This window comes from Paenibacillus rubinfantis (genome assembly GCF_001486505.1).
Taxonomy (GTDB): domain Bacteria; phylum Bacillota; class Bacilli; order Paenibacillales; family Paenibacillaceae; genus Fontibacillus; species Fontibacillus rubinfantis.
This window is the reverse complement of sequence record NZ_LN909050.1, coordinates 33,967-56,106: the sequence shown is the minus strand read 5'-3', so window position 1 is coordinate 56,106 and position 22,140 is coordinate 33,967. Positions and strand designations below refer to the sequence as shown.

At 49.8% G+C, this 22,140-nt stretch carries 23 protein-coding genes, 1 tRNA gene and 1 rRNA gene; 19 read left to right on the top strand and 6 right to left on the bottom strand.

What is annotated here, in order from left to right; all coding sequences use genetic code 11:
* Nucleotides 1-151 precede the first annotated feature (151 nt).
* The 15 genes from rrf (at nt 152) to BN3277_RS01015 (ending at nt 13,947) form a co-directional block, all read left to right on the top strand.
* A 5S ribosomal RNA gene (gene rrf, locus BN3277_RS01075) occupies nt 152-268 on the top strand.
* A 533-nt stretch (nt 269-801) separates the two neighbouring features.
* Entirely contained in the window at nt 802-1,092 is a 291-nt protein-coding gene (locus BN3277_RS01070) for a hypothetical protein (protein WP_059040477.1), read from the top strand.
* Between the two features lie 206 nt (nt 1,093-1,298).
* Entirely contained in the window at nt 1,299-1,604 is a 306-nt protein-coding gene (locus tag BN3277_RS25400; protein ID WP_148500947.1) for a hypothetical protein, read from the top strand.
* Between the two features lie 141 nt (nt 1,605-1,745).
* The gene (locus tag BN3277_RS01065; RefSeq protein WP_059040476.1) at nt 1,746-2,198 is read left to right on the top strand and encodes a hypothetical protein; all 453 of its coding nucleotides are present in this window, start codon (nt 1,746-1,748) and stop codon (nt 2,196-2,198) included.
* A gap of 693 nt (nt 2,199-2,891) precedes the next feature.
* Nucleotides 2,892-3,713 carry an RNA polymerase sigma factor gene (locus BN3277_RS01060; RefSeq protein ID WP_059040475.1) on the top strand — a complete coding sequence of 274 codons (822 nt, stop codon included), beginning with the start codon at nt 2,892-2,894 and terminating at the stop codon, nt 3,711-3,713.
* Nucleotides 3,714-3,732: 19 nt separating this feature from the next.
* Nucleotides 3,733-4,323, top strand: a complete 591-nt coding sequence (gene clpP / locus BN3277_RS01055; protein ID WP_059040474.1) for an ATP-dependent Clp endopeptidase proteolytic subunit ClpP — start codon at nt 3,733-3,735, stop codon at nt 4,321-4,323.
* A gap of 374 nt (nt 4,324-4,697) precedes the next feature.
* Nucleotides 4,698-6,155, top strand: coding sequence for an IMP dehydrogenase (guaB, locus tag BN3277_RS01050; RefSeq protein WP_059040473.1), 1,458 nt, complete (start codon nt 4,698-4,700; stop codon nt 6,153-6,155).
* 148 nt (nt 6,156-6,303) lie between these two features.
* Nucleotides 6,304-7,713 (top strand): D-alanyl-D-alanine carboxypeptidase family protein, encoded by a 1,410-nt coding sequence (locus BN3277_RS01045; protein ID WP_232436294.1) that lies wholly within the window; start codon nt 6,304-6,306, stop codon nt 7,711-7,713.
* An 87-nt stretch (nt 7,714-7,800) separates the two neighbouring features.
* Complete coding sequence (gene pdxS, locus BN3277_RS01040) at nt 7,801-8,682, top strand: pyridoxal 5'-phosphate synthase lyase subunit PdxS (RefSeq protein WP_059040471.1); 882 nt, start codon at nt 7,801-7,803, stop codon at nt 8,680-8,682.
* A 419-nt stretch (nt 8,683-9,101) separates the two neighbouring features.
* The gene (gene pdxT / locus BN3277_RS01035) at nt 9,102-9,680 is read left to right on the top strand and encodes a pyridoxal 5'-phosphate synthase glutaminase subunit PdxT (RefSeq protein WP_059040470.1); all 579 of its coding nucleotides are present in this window, start codon (nt 9,102-9,104) and stop codon (nt 9,678-9,680) included.
* Nucleotides 9,681-9,821: 141 nt separating this feature from the next.
* Nucleotides 9,822-11,108, top strand: a complete 1,287-nt coding sequence (gene serS, locus BN3277_RS01030; protein WP_059040469.1) for a serine--tRNA ligase — start codon at nt 9,822-9,824, stop codon at nt 11,106-11,108.
* Between the two features lie 62 nt (nt 11,109-11,170).
* Nucleotides 11,171-11,259 (top strand) — tRNA-Ser (locus BN3277_RS01025).
* Nucleotides 11,260-11,476: 217 nt separating this feature from the next.
* A complete protein-coding gene (locus BN3277_RS25245) occupies nt 11,477-11,632 on the top strand; it encodes a small acid-soluble spore protein P (RefSeq protein WP_089153291.1) in 156 nt (51 codons plus the stop codon).
* A 293-nt stretch (nt 11,633-11,925) separates the two neighbouring features.
* Nucleotides 11,926-12,765 (top strand): YitT family protein, encoded by an 840-nt coding sequence (locus tag BN3277_RS01020; protein ID WP_232436295.1) that lies wholly within the window; start codon nt 11,926-11,928, stop codon nt 12,763-12,765.
* A gap of 105 nt (nt 12,766-12,870) precedes the next feature.
* Nucleotides 12,871-13,947, top strand: a complete 1,077-nt coding sequence (locus BN3277_RS01015; protein WP_059040468.1) for a hypothetical protein — start codon at nt 12,871-12,873, stop codon at nt 13,945-13,947.
* Nucleotides 13,948-14,035: 88 nt separating this feature from the next.
* Here BN3277_RS01015 and tadA read toward each other — a convergent pair whose 3' ends face one another.
* Nucleotides 14,036-14,533: a tRNA adenosine(34) deaminase TadA gene (gene tadA / locus BN3277_RS01010; RefSeq protein ID WP_059040467.1), complete on the bottom strand. Its 498-nt coding sequence runs from the start codon at nt 14,531-14,533 to the stop codon at nt 14,036-14,038.
* Between the two features lie 355 nt (nt 14,534-14,888).
* On the opposite strand from tadA, the gene BN3277_RS01005 reads away from it, so the two are divergent.
* Both BN3277_RS01005 and rluF read left to right on the top strand, forming a co-directional pair.
* Nucleotides 14,889-16,787: an ATP-binding protein gene (locus tag BN3277_RS01005; protein ID WP_059040466.1), complete on the top strand. Its 1,899-nt coding sequence runs from the start codon at nt 14,889-14,891 to the stop codon at nt 16,785-16,787.
* Between the two features lie 39 nt (nt 16,788-16,826).
* Entirely contained in the window at nt 16,827-17,531 is a 705-nt protein-coding gene (gene rluF / locus BN3277_RS01000) for a 23S rRNA pseudouridine(2604) synthase RluF (protein ID WP_059040465.1), read from the top strand.
* A 54-nt stretch (nt 17,532-17,585) separates the two neighbouring features.
* Here rluF and motB read toward each other — a convergent pair whose 3' ends face one another.
* Together motB and motA are read right to left on the bottom strand one after the other, a co-directional pair.
* The gene (gene motB / locus BN3277_RS00995; RefSeq protein WP_059040464.1) at nt 17,586-18,392 is read right to left on the bottom strand and encodes a flagellar motor protein MotB; all 807 of its coding nucleotides are present in this window, start codon (nt 18,390-18,392) and stop codon (nt 17,586-17,588) included.
* Nucleotides 18,376-19,179 (bottom strand): flagellar motor stator protein MotA, encoded by an 804-nt coding sequence (motA, locus tag BN3277_RS00990; protein ID WP_059040463.1) that lies wholly within the window; start codon nt 19,177-19,179, stop codon nt 18,376-18,378. Before motA ends, motB begins: the two co-directional genes overlap by 17 nt.
* Nucleotides 19,180-19,369: 190 nt before the next feature.
* On the opposite strand from motA, the gene BN3277_RS00985 reads away from it, so the two are divergent.
* Together BN3277_RS00985 and BN3277_RS00980 are read left to right on the top strand one after the other, a co-directional pair.
* Nucleotides 19,370-19,663, top strand: a complete 294-nt coding sequence (locus tag BN3277_RS00985) for a hypothetical protein (protein WP_059040462.1) — start codon at nt 19,370-19,372, stop codon at nt 19,661-19,663.
* Nucleotides 19,664-19,834: 171 nt separating this feature from the next.
* Nucleotides 19,835-20,134 (top strand): 4a-hydroxytetrahydrobiopterin dehydratase, encoded by a 300-nt coding sequence (locus BN3277_RS00980; RefSeq protein ID WP_059040461.1) that lies wholly within the window; start codon nt 19,835-19,837, stop codon nt 20,132-20,134.
* Nucleotides 20,135-20,208: 74 nt separating this feature from the next.
* Here BN3277_RS00980 and BN3277_RS00975 read toward each other — a convergent pair whose 3' ends face one another.
* From BN3277_RS00975 to BN3277_RS00965, 3 genes are all read right to left on the bottom strand, one after another.
* Complete coding sequence (locus BN3277_RS00975; protein WP_059040460.1) at nt 20,209-20,568, bottom strand: c-type cytochrome; 360 nt, start codon at nt 20,566-20,568, stop codon at nt 20,209-20,211.
* A 162-nt stretch (nt 20,569-20,730) separates the two neighbouring features.
* Nucleotides 20,731-21,228, bottom strand: coding sequence for a GNAT family N-acetyltransferase (locus BN3277_RS00970; RefSeq protein ID WP_059040459.1), 498 nt, complete (start codon nt 21,226-21,228; stop codon nt 20,731-20,733).
* A gap of 262 nt (nt 21,229-21,490) precedes the next feature.
* Nucleotides 21,491-21,982: a C40 family peptidase gene (locus BN3277_RS00965; RefSeq protein ID WP_059040458.1), complete on the bottom strand. Its 492-nt coding sequence runs from the start codon at nt 21,980-21,982 to the stop codon at nt 21,491-21,493.
* Nucleotides 21,983-22,140: the final 158 nt, after the last annotated feature.

The window sequence follows — 22,140 nt, the reverse complement described above, 5'->3', positions numbered from 1 at the left end:
ATGGAGCTGACAGGTACTAATCGGTCGAGGGCTTATCCAAACAACTCCAAAAAGTGGCGTCAGGCTGAACAAGCCGATTCGAGCACTTGAGGAGACTAACACGCAAATTCGTTTCGTATCCAGTTTTCAGGCGATCAAAACGCTTGAACCGTTTGGTGGCGATGGCGGAGGGGTTCCACACGTTCCCATCCCGAACACGACCGTTAAGCCCTCCAGCGCCGATGGTACTTGGACCGAAGGGTCCTGGGAGAGTAGGACGCCGCCAAGCAAAACTTCAAAACGCACTCAATATAAGTTAGGTAGTTTGAAACTATTGACTTATATTGAGTGCGTTTTCTTGATATTGTGTGCCCAGCTAAGCTCGCATCTTCTAGCCGGTGAAAGTCCAGTTGTGGGAGGGGCAAGCCCCCGCGTAGCTAGGATACTTGCGTTTGGCGAAATCTGTACGTAAAAGCGTATCGACGAAATTACTGCCAGAGATAGGGCGAGCAATATGCCAGGCCGTAACATAAAGTGAAATTTGCCGCGTCGTCAAAAAGGCCCCACGAGGGGGAAAGAGGAAGCCGAGTCTTGGTATTTTGGATGAAGAGGTCCACGTCCGATTCTGAGAGGGCCTGAGGGTGCGATTCCCTCGGGTTACTTACCTCGTGGTCATCTGCAAGACGAAGAAAAATTAGTCTTCCTTTACTCTAGAAAAATATGGAGAAATAATGAATAATAATGGTTATATGTTAAATATAGTATAATAATGGATTATAATGAAAAAGGATGTAAAACTATATAAAAAGAGGAGGATTCACCATGAAACGAAGTAGTTTATTAATGATGGTAGTCGCTCTATTTTTTTGCTTTGGTAGTTTAGCGGGAGCCGCACCTGGACTAATAGAAGAAGATGCTAATCATGATGCAATTAAAGTAGCTGAGAATTATTTTAAGAATATTATTAGAGAAAGTGCTGATGGCAAAAATGGAACTCCATTAATTGATTTTCGAATTGTTTCTGTGGATCAATCAAATCCGGAAAGTATCAAATTATACGAGAAACAAAATTTAAAGGTTCCGGGAAATTACCAGCAGCACCATATAAGGTAGTTAAGGAAAATGGAGAGTTTAAAGTTAAGAATGAACCCATTGTATATAATATGATACCGGGTTCTTTAGATTACGGCACAGTGTCAATAGGGAAGGTAAATGAAATAGATTATCAAAATTCAGCCAATGATTATTCAATAGAAGCCGTAATACCCAATTCGTATTATTATAATAGCCAGATAATTGGGCCCGGAATATATAACTATTTGATCGGAAGTAGTTTTAGCACGACTAAGAGCAATTTAACAATCAACGGCTGGCAAGAAATATCATCTGACCCGGATAATCCTAGTGACGGAGATATTCAATTAAGATATGGCGTTGCAGAGAAGCTTTCTACTGGTTCTTATAAACGTTTGGCGCAAAGCAGTCTTTTTAAAGGCGATTATCCTAAGAATGGCACTTGGCTCAATGCATATTTGACAAATGTTCCAAAAGGCGATAATCGTGTTGTTTATGTTTATAATGAGTTTTTTTCAACAGCTGTAGTTTCTGGTAATGTTTATGAATAGGAATTAAATGAAGAGGGCAATTAGCTCGTATAGAATATAGACGAGCTAATTGCTTTTCAATTTCAGTAAATTAATAACTAAACATGGATTTTCTGTAGGGAATAGCGTAAAATAAACTAAAATTCACTAAAGAGGTGTACCATGATCAAGAGAGGCAAATTTATGGTAACTATTACTGCTTGTTTATTTGTGCTTTGTAGTGTAACAGTTACTGTAGGAGCTCAAGTACTTCACACACTAGGGAAGGAACAAGGCATTCCTATTTCTAGTGTAGCGAAAGAGCCGAGGCAGGCAGCCTTGCAGGTTATAGATAAATACTTTGAAGAACTAAAAAAACCTGAGAAAGATCTTGGGACGCCGGTAGAGAGTTATAGAATTGTTGATGTAGATATAACAAATCCTGATAATATCAAAATTCAGGCTGCCGTTGTGTATAAAAGTTCTCCGGAAGAACTGCCAATTACAAACTTTTATGTTGTAAAAGAAAAAAGTAATTATGTAGTTAAAAGTGAAAAAGTGATTTATGATATGATACCGTCATCTCCGACATATGGAACGATTATTTCCGGGGCAAAAATAAACGAATTACAATGAGTCAAGGAAGCGAAACCTCTTGTCAGGTAAATTCTGCCCCGCGGTTCCTACTGCCGATAATACTTGGATCGAAGGGTCCTGGGAGAGTAGGACGCCGCCAAGCAAAGACAAAGAGCACTGCCGTTGATCCGGCGGTGTTCTTTTAGTTGTATCCATAAGTGCGGAGCTGCAGTTATTTTCGGAGAAACCGCTGTTTTTGGGTAATTAGTTGCCTGTATGCAGTTATTTTCGGCGATATTCGGGGAATGCGGCTATTTGAGTAAATTTAACTGCAGAGGGACAACTATTGAGCCTGATTTGCCGAAAAGGTGAGAATTAACTGTACACCTGCAACTATTCGCAAAATAAGGACAGCGTTGCGAGGATTTTATGGCATTTTGCCGGACGGATCGGGGCTACAATAGGTATGACGGTTGAACAAAACCCAATATGAATTGATCCAACTAAATTCGAGATTGCTCCAAATAATTTCGAAAATGATCATTACCCCAAAAACTTAGGTGAATCCAAACAATATTTGTTAGACTTTATTCAAATAGATATCCCGCGTATCGATTTCACCGATTTTTACGTTTATACCGGTGAGTGAGGATTAACTTACTCCAGGTTGGTATAGGTCGATTGAGAAGGTACGAACGGGCTAGGATGGCTTGAGTAAAGCTGAACTTAGAATGACGACAGGAGGTGTCCCGGGTGGCTACGGCGGTGAAGGAGAAGCATTTGCGGCAACACGAGCGCACTGGGCTTCAGTCTGAGAAGGGGAGCTTCTCGGAGTGGGTGCAAGTCTATGGTAAGGCTCTGCGTCATTATTGCCGATTTCTGACCGGATCTGCTTGGGAAGGCGATGATTTGGCACAGGATACGTGGCTTAAGATTTGGTCGGCTGCACGCGGTAAAGGCCAGAGCTTTCGTTTAACGCGAACGTACCTGTATCGCACCGCCCAGCATGCATGGATTGATTGCGGTCGAAAGAAGAGGCTTACAGCCGAACCGCTTCCCGTAGAAGAACTGTTGCAGGCTCCGGGACAGACCGATACGGCTGCGGTGTGGGCTGCGGTAGAAACCATGGTTTCCGAGTTATCCCCTCTTCAGCGAACTGCGTTTCTGCTCATCGATATTTTGCAATATACGGCAGGTGAAGCGGCGAAGTTGATTCACTCGACGGAAGGGGCCGTCAAAGCCGCTTTGCATCGGGCGAGGGTGAGGCTGCGAAACGCAGTGGAAAGCTCCCGAGGAGAAGGGGGAGACAACTCGGATGGGGTTCCGATCTTAGAGGAGACGGCTTTTGCGGACGCCTCCCATGAGGTCTTGGTCCATGCTTACCTTGATGCGGTTCGTCGGGAAGATGCTGCTGCACTTGCGATGCTGTTTAACGACGTCCAGCCACAGGATGTAGTTCCGGTATTAACACTCCAATCGTATTGGCGCTCCTCCTTACGGGGCAAGTCAAGCACTCCTGTGGTGGATCCGGTAGAGAGCCGGCTAACGTTCTTTGCCTTCAATCATGCCGCCTGATCCCAAAGGAGGGTATACCATGAGTTCCGTTATTCCTTACGTCATTGAACAAACTGGCCGGGGTGAACGGTCGTATGACATTTATTCGCGTTTGCTGAAGGACCGGATCGTGTTTCTCGGCTCGGCGATTGACGATCAGGTTGCGAATAGTATCATGGCGCAGATGCTGTTTTTGGCGGCAGAAGATCCGGAGAAGGATATTTACTTTTATATTAACAGCCCGGGCGGCTCGACATCGGCCGGCTTTGCGATCTACGATACGATGCAGTATGTGAAGCCGGATGTGCAGACCATCTGCTCCGGGATGGCGGCCTCCTTTGCCGCGATTCTATTATTGTCCGGGGCCAAAGGGAAACGATTCGCTCTTCCCAACAGCGAGATCATGATTCACCAGCCGCATGGCGGCGCGCAGGGGCAGGCCAGCGACATTGCGATCAGCGCGAAACGGATATTGGGGATTCGGGAGCGGCTGAACTCCATTGCCGCAGAATACACAGGGCAACCGCTGGAACGAATCGAAAAAGATATGGACCGCGATTATTTCATGAGCGCGGAAGAGGCTCGCGAGTACGGGATCATCGATCAGGTCATTGCGCACGATAAACGTTAGTTAGCATAAGAAGCACCTTAATCGAAGGATGGAGAGAGGCATTGACGGCCCCTCCTTCCTTTTTCTTTTTACCGAATCAAACCGGGGGGAATGGGGCAGGATTAGCATCAAGATCTGTGCCTAACCATCAAATGTACGCGTGAAAAAGACACTCGTTTCCACGGGGTGGCCGCTGTTTTATTTGCTTGCAGTTGTCCTTGACAGCCTAGGGGGGCTTTGCTAAGATGGGAACAATATATTTTCGTAAGCGGCTATACGGTCTTGATATATAAGGGTTATGTCTTCATAGGGATTACAGCGGTAGGCGTTTTTTTTATACCCGGATTTCAGGAAAGAGCCAATAAACCAATCAATTCGAAGGAGGATTTATCGCGGTGTGGGAAAGTAAATTTGACAAGGAAGGCTTAACGTTTGACGATGTGCTTCTGGTTCCCTGTAAATCGGAGGTTTTGCCGAAAGAGGTGGATGTCTCCACACGGCTCAGCGACAAGGTGAAGCTGAATATTCCATTGATCAGTGCGGGGATGGATACGGTCACGGAATCGGCGCTGGCGATCGCGATCGCACGGGAAGGCGGCATCGGTATCATTCATAAAAATATGCCGATCGAACAGCAAGCCGAAGAGGTCGACCGCGTGAAACGCTCCGAAAGTGGCGTCATCACAAATCCTTTCTCGTTGACTCCGGATCATCTCGTATCGGACGCGGAGCAGGTGATGGGGAAATTCCGCATTTCCGGCGTGCCGATCGTAAACGAGGAGCACAAACTGGTTGGGATTTTGACGAATCGCGACTTGCGTTTTGTGCATGACTACAGCATTAAGATCAGCGAAGTGATGACACATGAGAACCTGATCACCGCACCGGTAGGAACCTCTTTGCAGGAAGCCGAAGTTATTCTGCAGCAGCATAAGATCGAGAAGCTCCCTTTGGTGGATGAGCACAATACATTGAAGGGCCTTATTACGATCAAGGATATCGAAAAAGCGATCCAATTCCCGAACGCCGCCAAGGACGCGCAAGGGCGCTTGCTCGTAGGCGCAGCTGTCGGGATTTCCAAGGATACTTTTGACCGGACGGACGCCTTGGTCAAAGCCGGCGTCGACGTCATTACTGTGGATTCGGCGCACGGTCACCATATCAATATCATCGAAGCGGTAGCCGAGTTACGCAAACGGTACCCGGACTTGACGATCATCGCCGGTAACGTGGCTACGGGCGACGCGACAAGAGCCTTGATCGAAGCGGGGGCTTCCGTCGTGAAGGTGGGGATCGGACCGGGTTCGATCTGTACAACGCGCGTTATCGCCGGGATTGGCGTACCGCAGGTTACGGCGGTATATGATTGCGCGACGGTTGCCCGTGAATATGGGATCCCGATTATCGCGGACGGCGGCATTAAGTACTCTGGCGAAATCACGAAAGCGATCGCGGCTGGCGCACATGCGGTGATGCTGGGCAGCCTATTTGCCGGCACGGAAGAAAGCCCTGGCGACTCGGAAATCTACCAAGGGCGCCGGTATAAGGTGTACAGAGGTATGGGCTCGATGGGCGCCATGAAGCAGGGCAGTAAGGACCGCTACTTCCAGGACGATGACAAGAAGCTGGTACCGGAGGGGATTGAAGGACGTGTAGCTTATAAAGGGCCGATCTCCGATACGATCCATCAGTTGATTGGCGGCCTGCGTTCCGGGATGGGGTATTGCGGTACGAAGACGCTCGACGAGCTGCGGAACGATACGCAGTTTATCCGCATCACGGGTGCCGGCCTACGCGAGAGCCATCCGCATGATGTGCAAATTACGAAAGAAGCGCCAAACTACTCACTGTAATAACGAGCAGAACAGGCCTTCAAACCAATTGGCCATAATCTTCCACCACTGGCAGGGCGTTTTCCGCCCTGCTTGTCTTTTTTTGCGGGTACCCCTGTGATAGAATAGATAAAGCAAATGAAAGAATATGAGGGGAGCTTTAAGGGCATTGAAACTCAAACAACCACAACGTAAATCGACAACCAAACGGCGTTTCCTGCGCAAAAGCGTAGCTTCTGTACTGCTGCTGAATCTATTATGTTTCTCTCTCGTTCCGGCTTTGGCGCTGGCAGAGGGGGAACAGACGGAATCGACTACGACGGAATCTACGAACACCGAAACGACGACAGTGCAAACAGCAACCTCAATTCCTTCCGTGGAGTCTTTAGGATTGGAAGTAAGCTCCGCTATTTTGCTGGAGCCGGTCTCTGGACAAATCCTGCTGAATGTAAATGGGGATGAACCGCTGCCTCCGGCCAGTATGACCAAGATGATGACCGAGTATATCGTGGCTGAACTTGTGAAGCAAGGGAAGTTTAGTTGGGACGACGTCGTGACGGTTGGGAAAAATGCGGCCCAAACGATCGGCTCACGGATTTTTCTGGCTGAAGGGGATCAACATACTATAGAAGAACTGTATACGGCGATGGCAATTGCCTCCGCCAATGATGCAACGGTTGCTTTAGCTGAGCATGTGGCCGAATCCGAGCAGGCTTTCGTGAAAATGATGAATGATGAAGCCAAACGGATGGGGATGACGACCGCTCACTTTGCGAACTCGACCGGTTTGGATATCGCCGATATGCCGGAAGCGTTTCGACCGACCGATGGGAAGGAAACCGTGATGTCTGCGCTCGACGCTGCGATTTTGGCCAAATATATCGTTACGGATCACCCGGATTTTACCCGCTTTACAACGATTCAAAGCAAAAAGTTCCGCGAACGCGATACCGCGCCGATGGTGAACCTGAACTGGATGCTGGAAGCAAACAAGGACGTAACGAACTTTAAACAGTTTGCGTACGAAGGGCTGGACGGCTTGAAGACGGGACACACCTCCAATGCCGGCAACTGCTTTACCGGTACGGCTGAACGTAACGGAATGCGGTTGATCAGCGTGGTTATGGGTACGGCATCGGACAAAGCTCGTTTTGTGGAGACCCGAAAAGTTCTGGACTACGGCTTCAACAACTTCGAAACGAAACAAATTGTGCCGCCGAAGACAACGGTTGTGGGGACGGAAACCGTGACGGTGAAGAAGGCCAAGAACACGGAAATTCCTGTTGTGACGGATCAAGCAGTTAGCTTTGTTGTGCCGAAAGGCGCAGACACGAGCGCTGTACAACCCACTGTAACGCTGGCCGATGAAGGTACCTTGACGGCCCCGTTGAAGCAAGGAACGAAGGTCGGAACCGTAACTTACTCGTTTAAAGCTCCAGGTATGGAACAAACGCTAGAGAAGACGGTGAACCTGATCACATCAGAAGATGCAGAGAAAGCCGGTTGGTTTACGTTGATGATGCGAGCCATCGGGGATTTCTTCCGCGACCTGTTCAACGGGATTAAAAATCTTTTCTAAGGTTCTTTCAAATCCGAGTAAACGGGTTGTGTATTTGAAGCGTATCTTGTAAAATATTTAGTTAGATTATTATCGGGAGGATTGGACATGGAAACAGGAACATCGCGTGTAAAAAGAGGTATGGCTGAGATGCAAAAAGGCGGCGTCATTATGGACGTCATGAATGCGGAACAAGCCAAGATTGCCGAAGCGGCAGGGGCCACCGCCGTTATGGCGCTGGAACGTGTGCCTTCCGATATCCGGGCGGCCGGCGGCGTAGCCCGTATGGCGGATCCGACGATTGTCGAGGAAGTCATGAAGGTTGTCTCCATTCCGGTGATGGCGAAAGCGCGCATCGGTCATTACGTGGAAGCGAAAGTTCTGGAATCGCTTGGGGTAGACTATTTGGACGAGAGTGAAGTATTGACCCCGGCGGATGAAGTGTTCCATATCGATAAACGGGATTTCACCGTGCCATTCGTGTGCGGCGCGAAGGATCTGGGCGAAGCGTTGCGCCGGATTAGTGAAGGGGCTTCGATGATCCGGACCAAAGGCGAACCGGGAACAGGTAACATCGTGGAAGCGGTGCGTCACATGCGTCTGATCAACAGCCAAATTCGCAAGGTGCAAAATATGTCCAAGGATGAGCTTTATGCTGAAGCCAAAAACCTTGGCGTAGCCTACGATTTGCTCCTTGAGGTGCACGAGAATGGCAAGCTGCCTGTCGTTAACTTCGCAGCTGGCGGTGTAGCAACGCCGGCGGATGCGGCTTTGATGATGCATTTGGGTGCGGACGGGGTGTTCGTTGGCTCCGGTATTTTCAAATCGGATAGCCCTGAGAAATTTGCCCGTGCAATCGTCGAAGCGACGACGCATTACACAGATTATAAATTGATTGCCGAAGTATCCAAGAATTTGGGTACGCCGATGAAAGGCATCGAGATTTCGAAACTGTCAGCGGCAGAGCGCATGTCGGATCGCGGCTGGTAATCAGCGCGCAAGTTTGATGGAGCACTGCAGGAAATAAAGCAAGCCCTTCACCCCGGCCGTCTCTTTTCGATGGCCGGGGTACATCATAAGATTCGATGTCGATTCGTAGGCAGACCTACGTGAGCAACGGAAGCCTCGGCTGAATTCAAGATTCGATGTCGAACCAGCTTCTTGAACTAGCTTCGTGATGGAAAGTTGACTTTTTGAACTACCGTTTAATGAATGTTCAAATAGTCAGGTTTTCAGCACCGAGAAGGTTGGATGAAGCTAGAGGATGAGTAGCGGAGCGTAGGCAGACCTACGTGAGCAACGGAAGCCTCGGCTGAATTCAAGATTCGATGTCGAACCAGCTACTTGAACCAGCTTCGTGATGGAAAGTTGACTTTTTGAACTACCTATATAGAGAAAGAAGGTTTGTCATGAGAGTAGGGGTGTTGGCGCTGCAAGGCGCGGTTGCGGAGCATATCCGCAGCTTGGAGAAGACCGGTGTTGAAGGCGTAGCCGTCAAGCACGCCGAACAACTTGCCGAGTTGGATGGGCTGATCATCCCTGGCGGTGAAAGCACAACGATCGGCAAACTGATGCGTAAGTACAACTTTATTGAAGCGATTCGGGATTTTTCCGGACAAGGTAAACCGGTGTTTGGGACCTGTGCGGGACTGATCGTGATGGCTAAGGAGATCGAAGGCGGCGAGGAAGCACATCTTGGCCTGATGGACATCAAGGTGTCGCGGAATGCGTTTGGACGTCAGCGCGAAAGCTTCGAAACCGATCTTGACGTGAAGGGGCTTGACGTTCCGCTGCGGGCGGTATTTATTCGCGCTCCGCTGATCACGGGGGTTGGAGAAGGAGTCGAGGTGTTGTCGACCTATAAGGATGAAATCGTGACGGCACGTCAGGGGCATTTGCTCGTATCGTCGTTCCATCCGGAATTGACCGATGACTTCTCGTTACATACTTATTTTGTAGAGATGATCAAGCAAACCAAGCAGCCGTAAGCAGGCCTTGACTCCTTTGCGGGTTAAGGTTTTATCTGTTTTAACGGCGTTTTGAACTTCCGATAGCAGCCTTTCCGTCCGCGGGTCTCCCCAGATGAAGGTCGGCAGGTCTGTGCGGGATCATTCTAGGAGGGACTATTCATGTTAGATGTGAAAATCATGCGAAACGAATATGCACGCGTTGAGGAAGCGCTGAAGAATCGGGGGAAATCGCTCGATCTGATCTCCGGTTTTGCACCGTTGGATGAGAAACGCCGGGAGCTGCTTCAAGAGAGCGAAGCGCTCAAAAATCGCCGGAACACGGTTTCCGCAGAAGTCGCACAACGCAAGAAAAATAAAGAGAACGCCGATGAGCTGATCGTGGAAATGCGCCAAGTCGGAGACCGCATCAAGGAGCTGGACGAAGAGGTACGGGAGCTGGAGTCGAAAATTGACGAGCTGATGCTTTCTATTCCAAACCTTCCGCACGCGAGCGTTCCAGTAGGTGCTTCGGAAGAGGAGAACGTTGAGATCCGCCGCTGGAGTGAGCCACGGAAGTTCGAGTTTACCCCAAAGGCGCATTGGGAAGTCGCAGCGGATCTCGGGATCCTGGATTTCGAGGCAGCGGCAAAGGTTACCGGCTCGCGCTTCACGTTCTATAAAGGGCTGGGTGCCCGCCTGGAGCGTGCGTTGATCAACTTTATGATGGACCTGCACAGCAATGAGCACGGCTATGAAGAAATGCTGCCGCCATACATCGTCAATCGTGACAGCTTGTACGGGACCGGTCAGCTTCCGAAATTCGAGGAGGATTTGTTTAAGCTCTCCGGCGGCAATGAATACTATCTGATTCCAACTGCTGAAGTGCCGGTGACCAACTATCATCGCGACGAAATCCTAAATGCGGAAGACTTGCCGCGATATTATGTTGCTTACAGCTCCTGCTTCCGTTCAGAGGCCGGCGCGGCGGGCCGCGATACCCGCGGTTTGATTCGACAGCACCAATTCAATAAGGTGGAAATGATCAAGATCGTTCACCCAGAGACTTCTTATGACGAGCTGGAGAAAATGACGAACAACGCCGAGCGCGTTCTGCAACTGCTGAACCTGCCTTACCGTGTGCTTGCTTTGTGTACCGGTGATATGGGCTTTACGGCTGCCAAAACGTACGATCTGGAGGTATGGCTTCCGGAGAGCGGGTTGTACCGTGAGATCTCCTCTTGTTCCAACGTAGAGGACTTCCAAGCTCGCCGGGCGAACATTCGGTTCCGTCCGGAGCCGAAAGCCAAGCCGGAGTTCGTGCATACGCTAAATGGTTCGGGGCTGGCTGTCGGACGTACGGTAGCCGCTATCCTTGAGAACTACCAGCAGGAGGACGGCAGTGTAGAGATTCCGGAGGTTCTGCGGCCATATATGGGGAATCTGCAGAAGATTACCAAGCGCAAATAGCTTGCGAACCTGCCGGTGATATGGTAGAATCTGATTTGTTACGCTAAATCGGATTCACCTGTGGAGAGGTACCGAAGCGGTCATAACGGGGCGGTCTTGAAAACCGTTAGGGTGCAAGCCCACGTGGGTTCGAATCCCACCCTCTCCGCCATACATACCAAAAATCAACCGATTCCTGAGAAGGAGTCGGTTTTTTGCATATGGCAATGGTGGGATTCGAACGGGCCGTGAAGCGGACATGCCCTAAGGCATGTTCGTAGGCCCCGGCGTGATAGTGGCACAGAGATGCGCTCCTTTTTCATGCATAAGGAAGGCCGCTTCTTCGCAAATTAACCCTGTTGATCAAATACAGGGAGGCTTCATTCGTTATGACGAAACCGCAAACCTACCAAACCTCGGGCTCCGGCAACGGCCAGAACCGGGATCGCCATCGGAACGAAGGCAAAGGTGGACCCGAACCGCTGTCCGGGTCAAAAAAGGCAAAAATCAGAAAACAAGACGGCAACTTCAATCCGGAAGGGTAAACCCAACCTTTTCGAAGGATCACTGACTTTTCTGCCCCAGCCTTGGCTGGGGTTTTTTTCTTGTGGGATCAAACGGAATGATTACGAAGTAGAACAAGACAACGAGCGGAGAAAATGTCATAATAAAGATAGGGTGTGTCCCATACGGGTAACATGAAATTTCTTGAAGGAATGGTGAGAGGGAAGAACTATAAAACGTACTGAAAGGATCGTGATGCCATTTGAACGCGGTTAATCCAAACCAACTGACTCAACCTACAGCTACCCAAGTTCGCCAACATAAACAACGTACCTTGAAAAGCAACTTATTCAGGTCTTTGTTTATCGTGATTGGGGCGATTATCGTCTCCGTTGCGTTGGAACTATTTCTGGTGCCTAATCGAATTACGGACGGCGGTATAACCGGTATTTCCGTAATGACGTCTTATTTGTCGGGACTCCCACTGGGGGTATTCCTCTTCCTTTTCAACCTCCCTTTTCTTATTGTTGGTTATAAGCAAATCGGCAAGACGTTTGCGATATCGACCCTGTTGGGCATTACCGTCATGTCAGCCGGCACAACGCTGCTGCACCACGTGGATCCATTCGTGACGGATACGTTGCTAGCCTTTGTGTTTGGCGGAATTTTGCTAGGTTTAGGTACCGGTTTAGTTATCCGCTTTGGGGGCTCCTTAGACGGCACCGAGATCGTGGCGATTCTGATTTCGCGCAGAACCCCATTTTCGGTTGGCGAAGTTATTATGTTCTTTAACTTCTTTATCTTGTTGAGCGCAGGCTTCGTCTTTGGCTGGGAGCGCGCGTTGTTCTCGCTGTTAGCTTATTATATTGCCTATAAGTCGATTGACATTGTTGTTGAGGGCTTAAATGAATCGAAATCGGTATGGATCATCAGCGATCAGATCGATGAAATCGGCGACGCCATCTTAAGCCGTTTGGGGCGTGGCGTTACGTATTTGTCGGGGGAAGGCGGTTTTTCCGGCGATCCCAAAAGAGTGATCTTCTGCGTCATCACCCGCTTGGAAGAAGCCAAGCTGAAGGAAATTGTGAATCATTACGATGAAAACGCATTTTTGGCAGTCGGAAATATACATGACGTAAAGGGCGGACGTTTCAAGAAAAAGGCAATCCACTAGATTTGCGAAACGTATTCCGAAATCCTTACGAATGGTTTATGATATGTTATGTTTAGAAAAAATTAGCTGTTATTGCTGATGAATGGGTAGGAGAGAGGAGAAGGTATGTCTAAAAAGTTGTGGACTTCCTGCTTGCTGGTGATGCTGTCCGTCGTGTTGGTATTGTCCGGCTGCAGCAGCAAGAAGGAACCGAAGGAAGCCTTAAGCAGCGCAGCTGTGAAGGCGCTTGAGATGAACTCGTACGTGCTGGAGAACCAAATTAAGATCTTGGATTTCTCCGTAGAGGGGACAGAGGAAATGGAGTCGCCGGAAGTGGGCGCGGTGTTATCCATGTTCAAGAACGCCGAGATCAATATCAAGCAAATTTATCAGAAGGATCCGATACAAACCGAGGCAACGCTGGAGGTCAAGCTGACGGGGGATATGACGACAACGATTACGATTCCGCTTGTCATAACGCCGGAGAAGCTGTACGTGAAAATTCCAAGCATTCCGTTCCTGCCGATGCCGGAGTCGGTGACCGGGAAATTCCTGGAGCTTGACTTGAAAGAGCTGGCGGAGCAGGCGGGCGAGGAGTTTAATCCGGATATGTTGAATCCGGAGAAGAGCCAGAAGCTGGGTACGGAATTGATGGGGGCTTTGTTCGCCGAGTATGAATCGGGTGCTTACTTCAGCAACATTGATCCGAAGGAGGCTGCGCTTCCGGAAGGGTTTAAAGCGAAACAAGTGGTCCAGTTTGCCATTACGAATGAGAATGTCAAAGAAGCGGTGACGATTCTGGTCAATCAGGCGTTGCCGAAGATGCTGGATATTTTGTCTAAAGAAGAGTACCGTTCGATGCTGCAACTGACGCCGGAGGAACTCGAGCAGGCGAAGAAAGAGCTGCAAGAGGGTAACCAGGACGAACTGGGCAAAGCATTGGATGAGATGAAAAATAATCTTCAAATCAACAAGTTTACTGTGGATACCGCGATTGACGAGAACAATTACCCAGCGTACTACAACGTTCAGGCGGATGTCGCCGTGAACGATCCGGATACGCAAACCAATGTCAAGGTGGCCGTTCAAATGACCAGTCGCTTTACCCAAATCAACGAGAAGCCGGCTTTCGAAATCGGCATTCCGACCGACACGTTGACTTTGGAGCAACTGCAAGAGGAAATGGGCCAATACGGCTACTAAGCACACAATTAAATCCTTAAGCTTTAACGTAAACAACCTCCAGTTCCATGGTCTCATGGGCTGGAGGTTGTTTTGCGTTGCAGAAAGGTCATTTTTTGCGGAGCCGGCGGAAAAACTCGGTTAACAGCGAAGCGCAATCTTCTTGCAAAATGCCGGCGGTGACGTCGGTGCGGTGATTAAACCGGGGTTCCTGCAACAAGTTCATCAAGGTTCCGGCACAACCCGCTTTTGGATCGGGGGCGCCGTATATTACGTGAGGGACGCGGCATTGCACGATCGCCCCGGCGCACATCGGGCAGGGCTCCAGCGTCACATAGAGGCGGCAATGGAGCAGCCGCCAGGCCCCAAGCCGCTCGCTGGCCTCACGGATGGCGATCATCTCCGCATGAGCCGTACCATCTAGGGAGCTCTCGCGGAGATTATAGCCCCGTCCCACAATGTCGTCGCCCCGGACAATGATCGCGCCAATGGGAACTTCGCCGATCGCTTCCGCTTTACGGGCCTCGCGAATGGCCTCGGCCATCCAATATTCATGGGGATAAGTTGAGGCGGGGGGTTCGGGAATCAAAGGGAATGAGGATGACATGTGAGCAAATCAACTCCTTATCAGCGTATCCACATGTTTTGTCCAACGAACAAGCATTCGTTGTTAACATGTTGTGGGTAACATTGTGCATAACCGCAGGAATATCCCCATTATTATACACATATTAACCAAATGATTTGTGAGTATGTGAATATCCTGTGGATAACTTGGTTTGTGACTTCGATGGACCCACTTGAGTCTGGAGAACCAGTTGCCTAGGCATTTCTACATATTGTAGGGAAAGGATCTGGGAATTTCAACGTCTTTGCAAAACATGTCGTAAAAGGTATGATGGATGTAGAAAATTAAGATTCCATTTATATCCATAAATTGGCTCCAGAGGTGGGATAAACGCTTGACTATAAAAACAAAGCTTGCTTTGATTATATCTTGTTTTGCGCTGATTATCCTGTCTCTGAACATCGTTTTAAGCTATTTCACGGTACGGGATAATTTGCGCAGGGACAGCGAAGCCAACATGATGCTGACGGCCAATCAAATTGCTATTGCTGTCGAACAAAGTCGTTCAGTATATAACTATGTCAAACTCACATTAGGCGGCAAAATGAGCAGCGATATGACGGACGCCATTCTAACGATGACTAGTCCGGAGCGCGTGTCTCAAAAATCGAGAAGCACCAATCCCAGTCTGCTAGAGATCACAGGCATTGATCCCGAACACTTTGATGAGAGGCATTTGCTGTTTGGGACGTATCATTACAAAAACAATCAACAGTTGAGACGCTCCGTTGCGGAAGCGATTGCCCAAGACCGAAGTCTCATGGTGGATACCCAGATTAACGGGGAGCGCGTCCTTGAGAGCTATGTCCCCATCACCAATGGCGGTGAGAGGCCCTATGTCATTCGAATCATCTCGAGTTATGCCCCAATCAAGGAGGCGATCTCGAAACAGATGGTTAGCCAAATCATCGTTTCCCTCAGCCTGTTGGGATTCATGATTGCGGCGAGCTATTGGATGGCGGGACGGTTGATTCGTCCTATTCGCCATATTTTGGACCAGGTGAATGTCCTGGCTTCGGGGAAGCTGGAGACCCGGCTTAAAATCGGAAGTTTTGACGAGCTTGGCCTGCTGGCCCACAAAATCAACATTATGGCAGACAATTTAGGCCGTTATACGACCGAGCTGAAGCAGAGGAACGAAGAGAACCGTTCAATGAAGGAGTATTTGGAATCGATCATCAGTCAGACCGCCGATGCGATCCATATCACGGATATCATGGGGCGGGTGCTGCAGGTCAATGCTGCCTTCGAGCGGTTATACGGCTGGAGCAGCGATGAAATCGTCGGGAATTTTCTCGAATTTCTACCGGAGTCCGAAATGGATGGAAGGACGATCTGGCGTCCGGAGACGGATGTGATCGAAACCGCTGAATCCGTATTGGCCGAAACGGTCCGTTTGCGTAAGGACGGCAGCCAGGTTGAAGTGAGCATCAGCGTATCTCCTATTTTTGACCAAGGGGGAAAAATCACCGCCTTGATCAGCATTTCCCGGGACATGACGGAGCACAATAAAATGGAAGATTTGCTCCGTCGCTCAGAGAAGCTCACCACAGTGGGGCAGCTGGCCGCCGGGGTGGCGCATGAAATCCGCAACCCGCTGACGACGCTTCGCGGGTTTCTGCAGATGCAGCAGCGTACCCGGGTGGTTAATGTGATGCATACCGACGTCATGCTCGCAGAGCTGGATCGGATCAATCTGATCGTCAGCGAATTTCTGATCTTAGCCAAGCCGCAGGCCGTGCAGTTCCAGACCAAGGACGTCCGTTTTACGATGGGGGACGTGGTATCCTTGTTGGATAGTGAAGCCCATTTACATAATATCGAATTCGAGGTGCATTTCTCCCCCAGCCCGATTCTGGTACACTGTGAGGAGAACCAATTAAAGCAAGTGTTCATCAACTTGTTGAAGAACGCGATGGAGGCTATGCCCAAAGGCGGAAAGATCCTCTTGCAGGTGGAGGAGGATAACAAGGGGCAGGCTGTCTTAAGCGTGGTCGACGAGGGCGAAGGCATCGCCAAGGACCGGCTTCAGAAGCTCGGAGAGCCGTTCTACACGAACAAAGAGAAAGGGACCGGACTTGGCCTGATGATCAGCCAGCGGATCATTGAAGGACACCGTGGGACGCTGAAGATCGACAGTGAGCTCGGTCGAGGAACGGCCGTAACCATTACCCTCCCGCGAGCGCAGGAGGAGGAAGAACATATCGAAGGGCAAGCGGATATCGCGAATTAAGCGGACGCTAGGCCAAGCGGAGGGAACAAGAGCAGCATCATGAGGATCAATAAATTTATTAGTGAAACGGGATTCTGTTCCCGACGGGAAGCGGACAAGCTGGTCGAGTCGGGCCAAGTGACCATTAACGGCGTTCAGGCGGTTCTGGGCAGCCAGGCGGAGCCGGGGGATGATGTTAGGGTCAACGGGAGGCCGATCGAAACCAAGCGCTCTAAGCACGTATACATCGCTTTAAACAAGCCGGTTGGCATCACCAGCACGACGGAAGCCCATGTGAAAGGCAATATCGTGGATTTCGTTGGGCATTCGGAGCGGATTTTTCCGATTGGACGGTTGGATAAGGACTCGGAAGGGCTCATCCTGCTCACCAGCGACGGCGACATCGTCAATAAGATCTTGCGTGCGGAAGGCAAGCATGAGAAGGAGTATATCGTGACGGTTGATCGCCCGATTACGCCAAGCTTTGTGAAGGCGATGAGTGAAGGGGTTAAGATCCTTGGCGAAATGACACTGCCATGCCAAGTAACGCGGATCTCGGACCGCGTGTTCCGAATGATTCTGACCGAGGGGAAGAACCGGCAGATTCGCCGGATGTGTAATGCCCTGGGGTATGAGGTCCGGAAACTGCAGCGCATTCGGATCATGAATATTCATCTTGGACAGCAGAAGATTGGCACCTGGCGCGATTTAACCGAGCCGGAGAAGCGGGAATTGGGCCTGGCCCTAAACTATGAACTTTCCTAAAAGAATGAAAATCAAAAAGACAGGCTTCTCCTCGGAAGGGCCTGTCTTTTTGCGTTATTCCTGTGCAGCCGTTACGCCAAGCTGCTCGCTATTATCAGCGTATTTACGGATGATCGAAACCTCCACCCGGCGGTTTTGCGACCGGCCGACCGCGGTATCATTGCCGGTTACGGGATGGTATTCACCATAACCGATGGCACTAAATTTTTTCGGATCCAAATTCGTATTGATCAGCAGAATTTTCATGAAATTCAAGGCCCGCACCGAGCTCAGGTCCCAGTTCGAAGGAAACTCGCTGGTTGAAATCGGTACGTTGTCCGTATGGCCGGAAACGATCACCTCGTAGTCCGGGAATTTCTGAAGCATCGTGGAGATCGCTTTGGCCAACTGACGGGCTTCTGGCTTCACCACCGCTTCCCCGGAAGCGAAGAGCGCTTTGTCGCTGATCGTGATCATCAGTTGGGATCGGTTCAACTTGGTTTCCAGGTCGTCGGTTAGTCCGTTTTCCTTGATATAAGTATCCAGTTGCTTCTTCAGAGCCTCCAGGTTTTGCTGCTCCTGGCGCTTCAGCTCATTTTTCTTAGTCATTAAGCCGTCCGAGGAGGGCTTAGGCAGCTCGCTGTCGCTGTTTGAGGTATTCGAGTTGCTGGTCATGGCGGTTTGGTCCAAAACCCCAACTCCACCGGTCAGTACGCTCTTAAACGCTTCGCTCATTTCCTGAAACTTTTGGGCATCCACAGTACTCATCCCAAAGAGAACGATAAAGAGGGCCAGCATAAGCGTCATCAAGTCGGAATAAGGCAACAGCCAACTTTCGTCGGCATGTTCTTCGTGATCTTGGTGCTTATTCTTTTTGCTCACCTTCACCCGCCCCCTTTTCTAAAATTTCCGCACGTTCGGCAGGGGTTAAGAACACGGCCAGCTTCTGCTGGATGGCGATGGTAGATACGCCGGATTGGATGGACAACAGACCCTCAACCATCATCAGGCGGATCTCCATCTCTTTCTTCGAGAGACGTTTCAGTTTATTGGAAATTGGGTGCCACAGCACATAACCGGTGAAAATACCGAAAATAGTGGCGATAAACGCACCGGAAATCGCATGCGACAATTTAGCAATATCGCTCATATCCGACAATGCGGCGATCAAACCAACCACCGCCCCCAGTACCCCGAGGGTTGGTGCGTACATCCCCGCTTGGGAGAACATCAAGGCACCGGCTTTATGCCGTTCTTCCGTGGCAGCGATATCCTCAGTCAGTACGTCCTGGACGAATTCCTGATCGTTGCCGTCAATAATCATCCGCATGCCGCCGCGCAGAAAGTCATCATCGATCTCTTCGACCTTAGCTTCCAGCGCCAGCAAACCTTCGCGGCGAGTGATCGTCGCCCATTCCATGAATAGGGTGATCAATTCCGCTTTGCTGATCATCTTGGGCTTTACGACCGTTAGTTTTAGCAGAACCGGAAACTTTTTCAACTCGGACATCGGGAAGCCCATGAACAACGTCGCCGCCGTCCCGACGAAGATGATGACGAAGGCTGCCGGGTTATGAATCAAGCTGTCCACGGGAGCGCCTTTCAGGAACATCCCTAAAATAAGGGCGATGAATCCGAGAATCAAACCAATAATTGTTGAAATTTCCATTGTACACCTCGTCCTTGAGAGAAATTGAACCTACCTACCCTTCCCGCATCCTTGCGGAAAGGGGCGCGCCTGCACCGTTTGAAACGATTATCTATTTTATCGACAGAATTCCCTTTTTTTTTAAGGTGTTTTTTCCGGTATAATAAGAATACGGCCTGAAATGCAGAAGGCCGAAAGGGAGGATATCGCAGTGGGCGTGAAGCACGGCAGAGATTATGAATTTATTTTGGCTGATTTGACACAAGCGGTTGGCCGGATTCAAGATAGTTATCTTTTCTTCGAAATGGAGCCTTCGGAATGGGAAGGATTATCCGACGCGGATCGGAATGAAGTGCTGGAAGCCCTGGCGGAGGATTTGTTCTTTGGGCTAGGGACGGAACCGATGATCGAGGTGGGCAGTGCGATTGTGATCTATGATCCTGAGGGCCATCGTATCAATTTCCTGATAGGAGATGCAGAACTGACGTCCGTATCCTTGATATGACCCTAGGCTCTATCTGGGGCTTGGACCGGGAACGGCCAGTACGCATGAAGGCACGGATTGGAGAATACAATAAATGGAGACGGGGCTAGGACAAATCAACTTCAGATCCTGGTGCGTGACGAGGATGCTTACATATACAGGAGTTCTTGAAGAGAACGGGGAGGAAGAAGAATGCCGTTTACACCGCAAGAAGTAGAAGCGCATTTGGAAAAGCTGGAAGGTTGGGAGCTTGAGGAAGGACGATGGATTTTCCGCAAATACACGTTCTCCAACTTTATGAAGGGGATCGCGTTTGTCGATGAGGTCGCGGCGATCTCGGAGGCGTTTAACCATCATCCGTTCATCACCATTGACTATAAAACGGTAACGCTCCGTTTGACCTCGTGGGAGGAAGGCGGCATTACGGCCGTCGACATCAAAGAGGCGCAGCAATATAACGAGGCTTTCGAGAAGATGCGCTCGGGAGACTAACCGTATTTGATAAGTATGAAAAATAACGCCCGCCGGGAATATTTATTCCCGGCGGGCGTGCTTTTCGTATGCCGTTATTTTTTCTCTGCAAGCCACATGGCGACGTTGGCGATTTCATCTTCCTTCAAGCGATCCTTGAACGAAGGCATCATGCCGCCTTTTCCTTTGGTAATGATCGAGTAGAGTTGATCAGCGGACAATTCTGAACCGATCTTCTGCAGATTCGGGCCGGCTCCCCCTTGCAGTTGGTCGCCGTGACAGCTGATACAGTTCGCTTTAACGGTAACTTCCGCTTGTTCCGCATTCATCGTAATTTCAGGCAATTGCGGCTTGGCCTCTTGCTCGGCCTGCTCCCGGCTAGGCAAGGTAAACATCAGTACAAGGGCCAAAGCGCCTGCGATAACGAACAAACCGCTCATGATCCACTTTTGCATTCCAATCGCCCCTCCTATGTATGCTACCTATACATTATAACGGAACACGCTGTCCGATCATAGTCTTTGTGTCAAAATTAGGAACGAAAATAAGTCATATTGATTAAAATATGTGCTTAAAATCATATCGCTATACGAAACGAGGTGTAAAAAGAGCCGCCCTTATTCGGGCAGCCCCTTATAGACCATGCAGTAAAACGGTTTGGACACCCCACCGGGTGTCATTTTTTCGTACAGGTCGGTTATTGTGAATCCGGCGTTCTGATAGGCCCGGATCGCTCGAGTGTTCCACGTCAACACTTCAAGATCGATCTGGTTCGTCGGTTTGCGGCGCAGAGCTTCTTCTACGATGGTTCTTACGAACAACTTACCCAGACCGTGACCGCAAAGTTCAGGCTTCATGCCGATGCCGAGCCGGGTCACCCCCTCCATCGGGAAGTACTGGGCAAAACCAGCCAAGTCGCCGGCTTCATTCAACACACAGACGTATTGCTCAGCCCGGATCGCCGGGTTCCCAAACTCCACATCGAGCGCTTTCATTTGATCCCAGGGCAGCCAGCTGTAGATATCATAGGGGGAATCGTAACGCCAGGTGCAAATTTCCGCGCCATGCGCTTCTTCCATCGGCACGATCCGAAACGTAGACATCGCTTGATCCATATTGCCCCTCCTTTGGTTAGAGGTAAATCCGTCGGGGTTTCTTCTATTACCCTCACAATAGCCGGATTTACGCAGCTTGTAAAGGCCTTTGCCTATGGGAGGAAGTTTATGGATTTTCAATGGGATTTCCAACTTTCCGGTAACCTTTTTGCCGGATGTCACGTTATATAAATAAGGCTGCGAAAAAAAAGACCGCAAGCTGTTCCGAGTCGGAAACGAAGCTTGCGGCGAGAGATGATGAACTTGATGAAACCCGATCAGATCAAGATTCCGCAGCGTAGACGGAATACCCGTATTTGCTGAGAACTCGCTTCGCACCAACGTAGCGGTTCTGGTAATAACTATTGCTTAGCTTGTCTACGCGGATGCCCTTGGATGAGGACGCGTGGGCAAATTCGCCGTCGCCAACATAAATGCCGACATGCGAGACCTTGCCGGCCCCGGTGGTTTTGAAGAAGACGAGATCTCCTTCCTGAAGTTGGCTCTTCGCTACCGGCGTTCCTTGCTTATACTGGGCGGCCGACACGCGTGCAAGCTTGATGCCCATTTGGCTGAACACGTACCGGGTAAACCCGGAGCAATCAAATCCCGACGTCGTGGTGCCTCCAAATTTGTAAGGCGTTCCGTACACGGAATCCACGATGCTGGCTAGCGGCGTTGATTCCTCAACCTTCGCGTCGGCAAAGGCGCTCCCTGCTCCCAAGGTGAACAGAAGGGCTAAACTCGTTACCGCTGCTGTCAAAGTCTTTCTCAAGATGTCATACTCCTTCCAAGGCCTACGAGGTTAGCTTATGGATTCGGTTGAAGGTTCCCTATGATCTGCTATAGAGGTAGGTTAAAAAGTCATCTTTGGATCACGAAGCCGGGAAAGTAGGCAACTCGACATCGAATCTTGAATTCAGCCGGGCCTTC

Bases quoted from the DNA above. Each gene is read 5' to 3' on its own strand.
- BN3277_RS00980 (WP_059040461.1), top strand. From the start codon at position 19,835: ATGCCGTTTACACCGCAAGAAGTAGAAGCGCATTTGGAAAAGCTGGAA.
- serS (WP_059040469.1), top strand. From the start codon at position 9,822: ATGTTAGATGTGAAAATCATGCGAAACGAATATGCACGCGTTGAGGAA.
- BN3277_RS00970 (WP_059040459.1), bottom strand. From the start codon at position 21,228: ATGGATCAAGCGATGTCTACGTTTCGGATCGTGCCGATGGAAGAAGCG.
- pdxS (WP_059040471.1), top strand. From the start codon at position 7,801: ATGGAAACAGGAACATCGCGTGTAAAAAGAGGTATGGCTGAGATGCAA.
- tadA (WP_059040467.1), bottom strand. From the start codon at position 14,533: ATGTCATCCTCATTCCCTTTGATTCCCGAACCCCCCGCCTCAACTTAT.
- clpP (WP_059040474.1), top strand. From the start codon at position 3,733: ATGAGTTCCGTTATTCCTTACGTCATTGAACAAACTGGCCGGGGTGAA.
- BN3277_RS25245 (WP_089153291.1), top strand. From the start codon at position 11,477: ATGACGAAACCGCAAACCTACCAAACCTCGGGCTCCGGCAACGGCCAG.
- motA (WP_059040463.1), bottom strand. From the start codon at position 19,179: ATGGAAATTTCAACAATTATTGGTTTGATTCTCGGATTCATCGCCCTT.
- BN3277_RS01015 (WP_059040468.1), top strand. From the start codon at position 12,871: ATGTCTAAAAAGTTGTGGACTTCCTGCTTGCTGGTGATGCTGTCCGTC.
- pdxT (WP_059040470.1), top strand. From the start codon at position 9,102: ATGAGAGTAGGGGTGTTGGCGCTGCAAGGCGCGGTTGCGGAGCATATC.
- rluF (WP_059040465.1), top strand. From the start codon at position 16,827: ATGAGGATCAATAAATTTATTAGTGAAACGGGATTCTGTTCCCGACGG.
- BN3277_RS01070 (WP_059040477.1), top strand. From the start codon at position 802: ATGAAACGAAGTAGTTTATTAATGATGGTAGTCGCTCTATTTTTTTGC.
- BN3277_RS00975 (WP_059040460.1), bottom strand. From the start codon at position 20,568: ATGCAAAAGTGGATCATGAGCGGTTTGTTCGTTATCGCAGGCGCTTTG.
- BN3277_RS01065 (WP_059040476.1), top strand. From the start codon at position 1,746: ATGATCAAGAGAGGCAAATTTATGGTAACTATTACTGCTTGTTTATTT.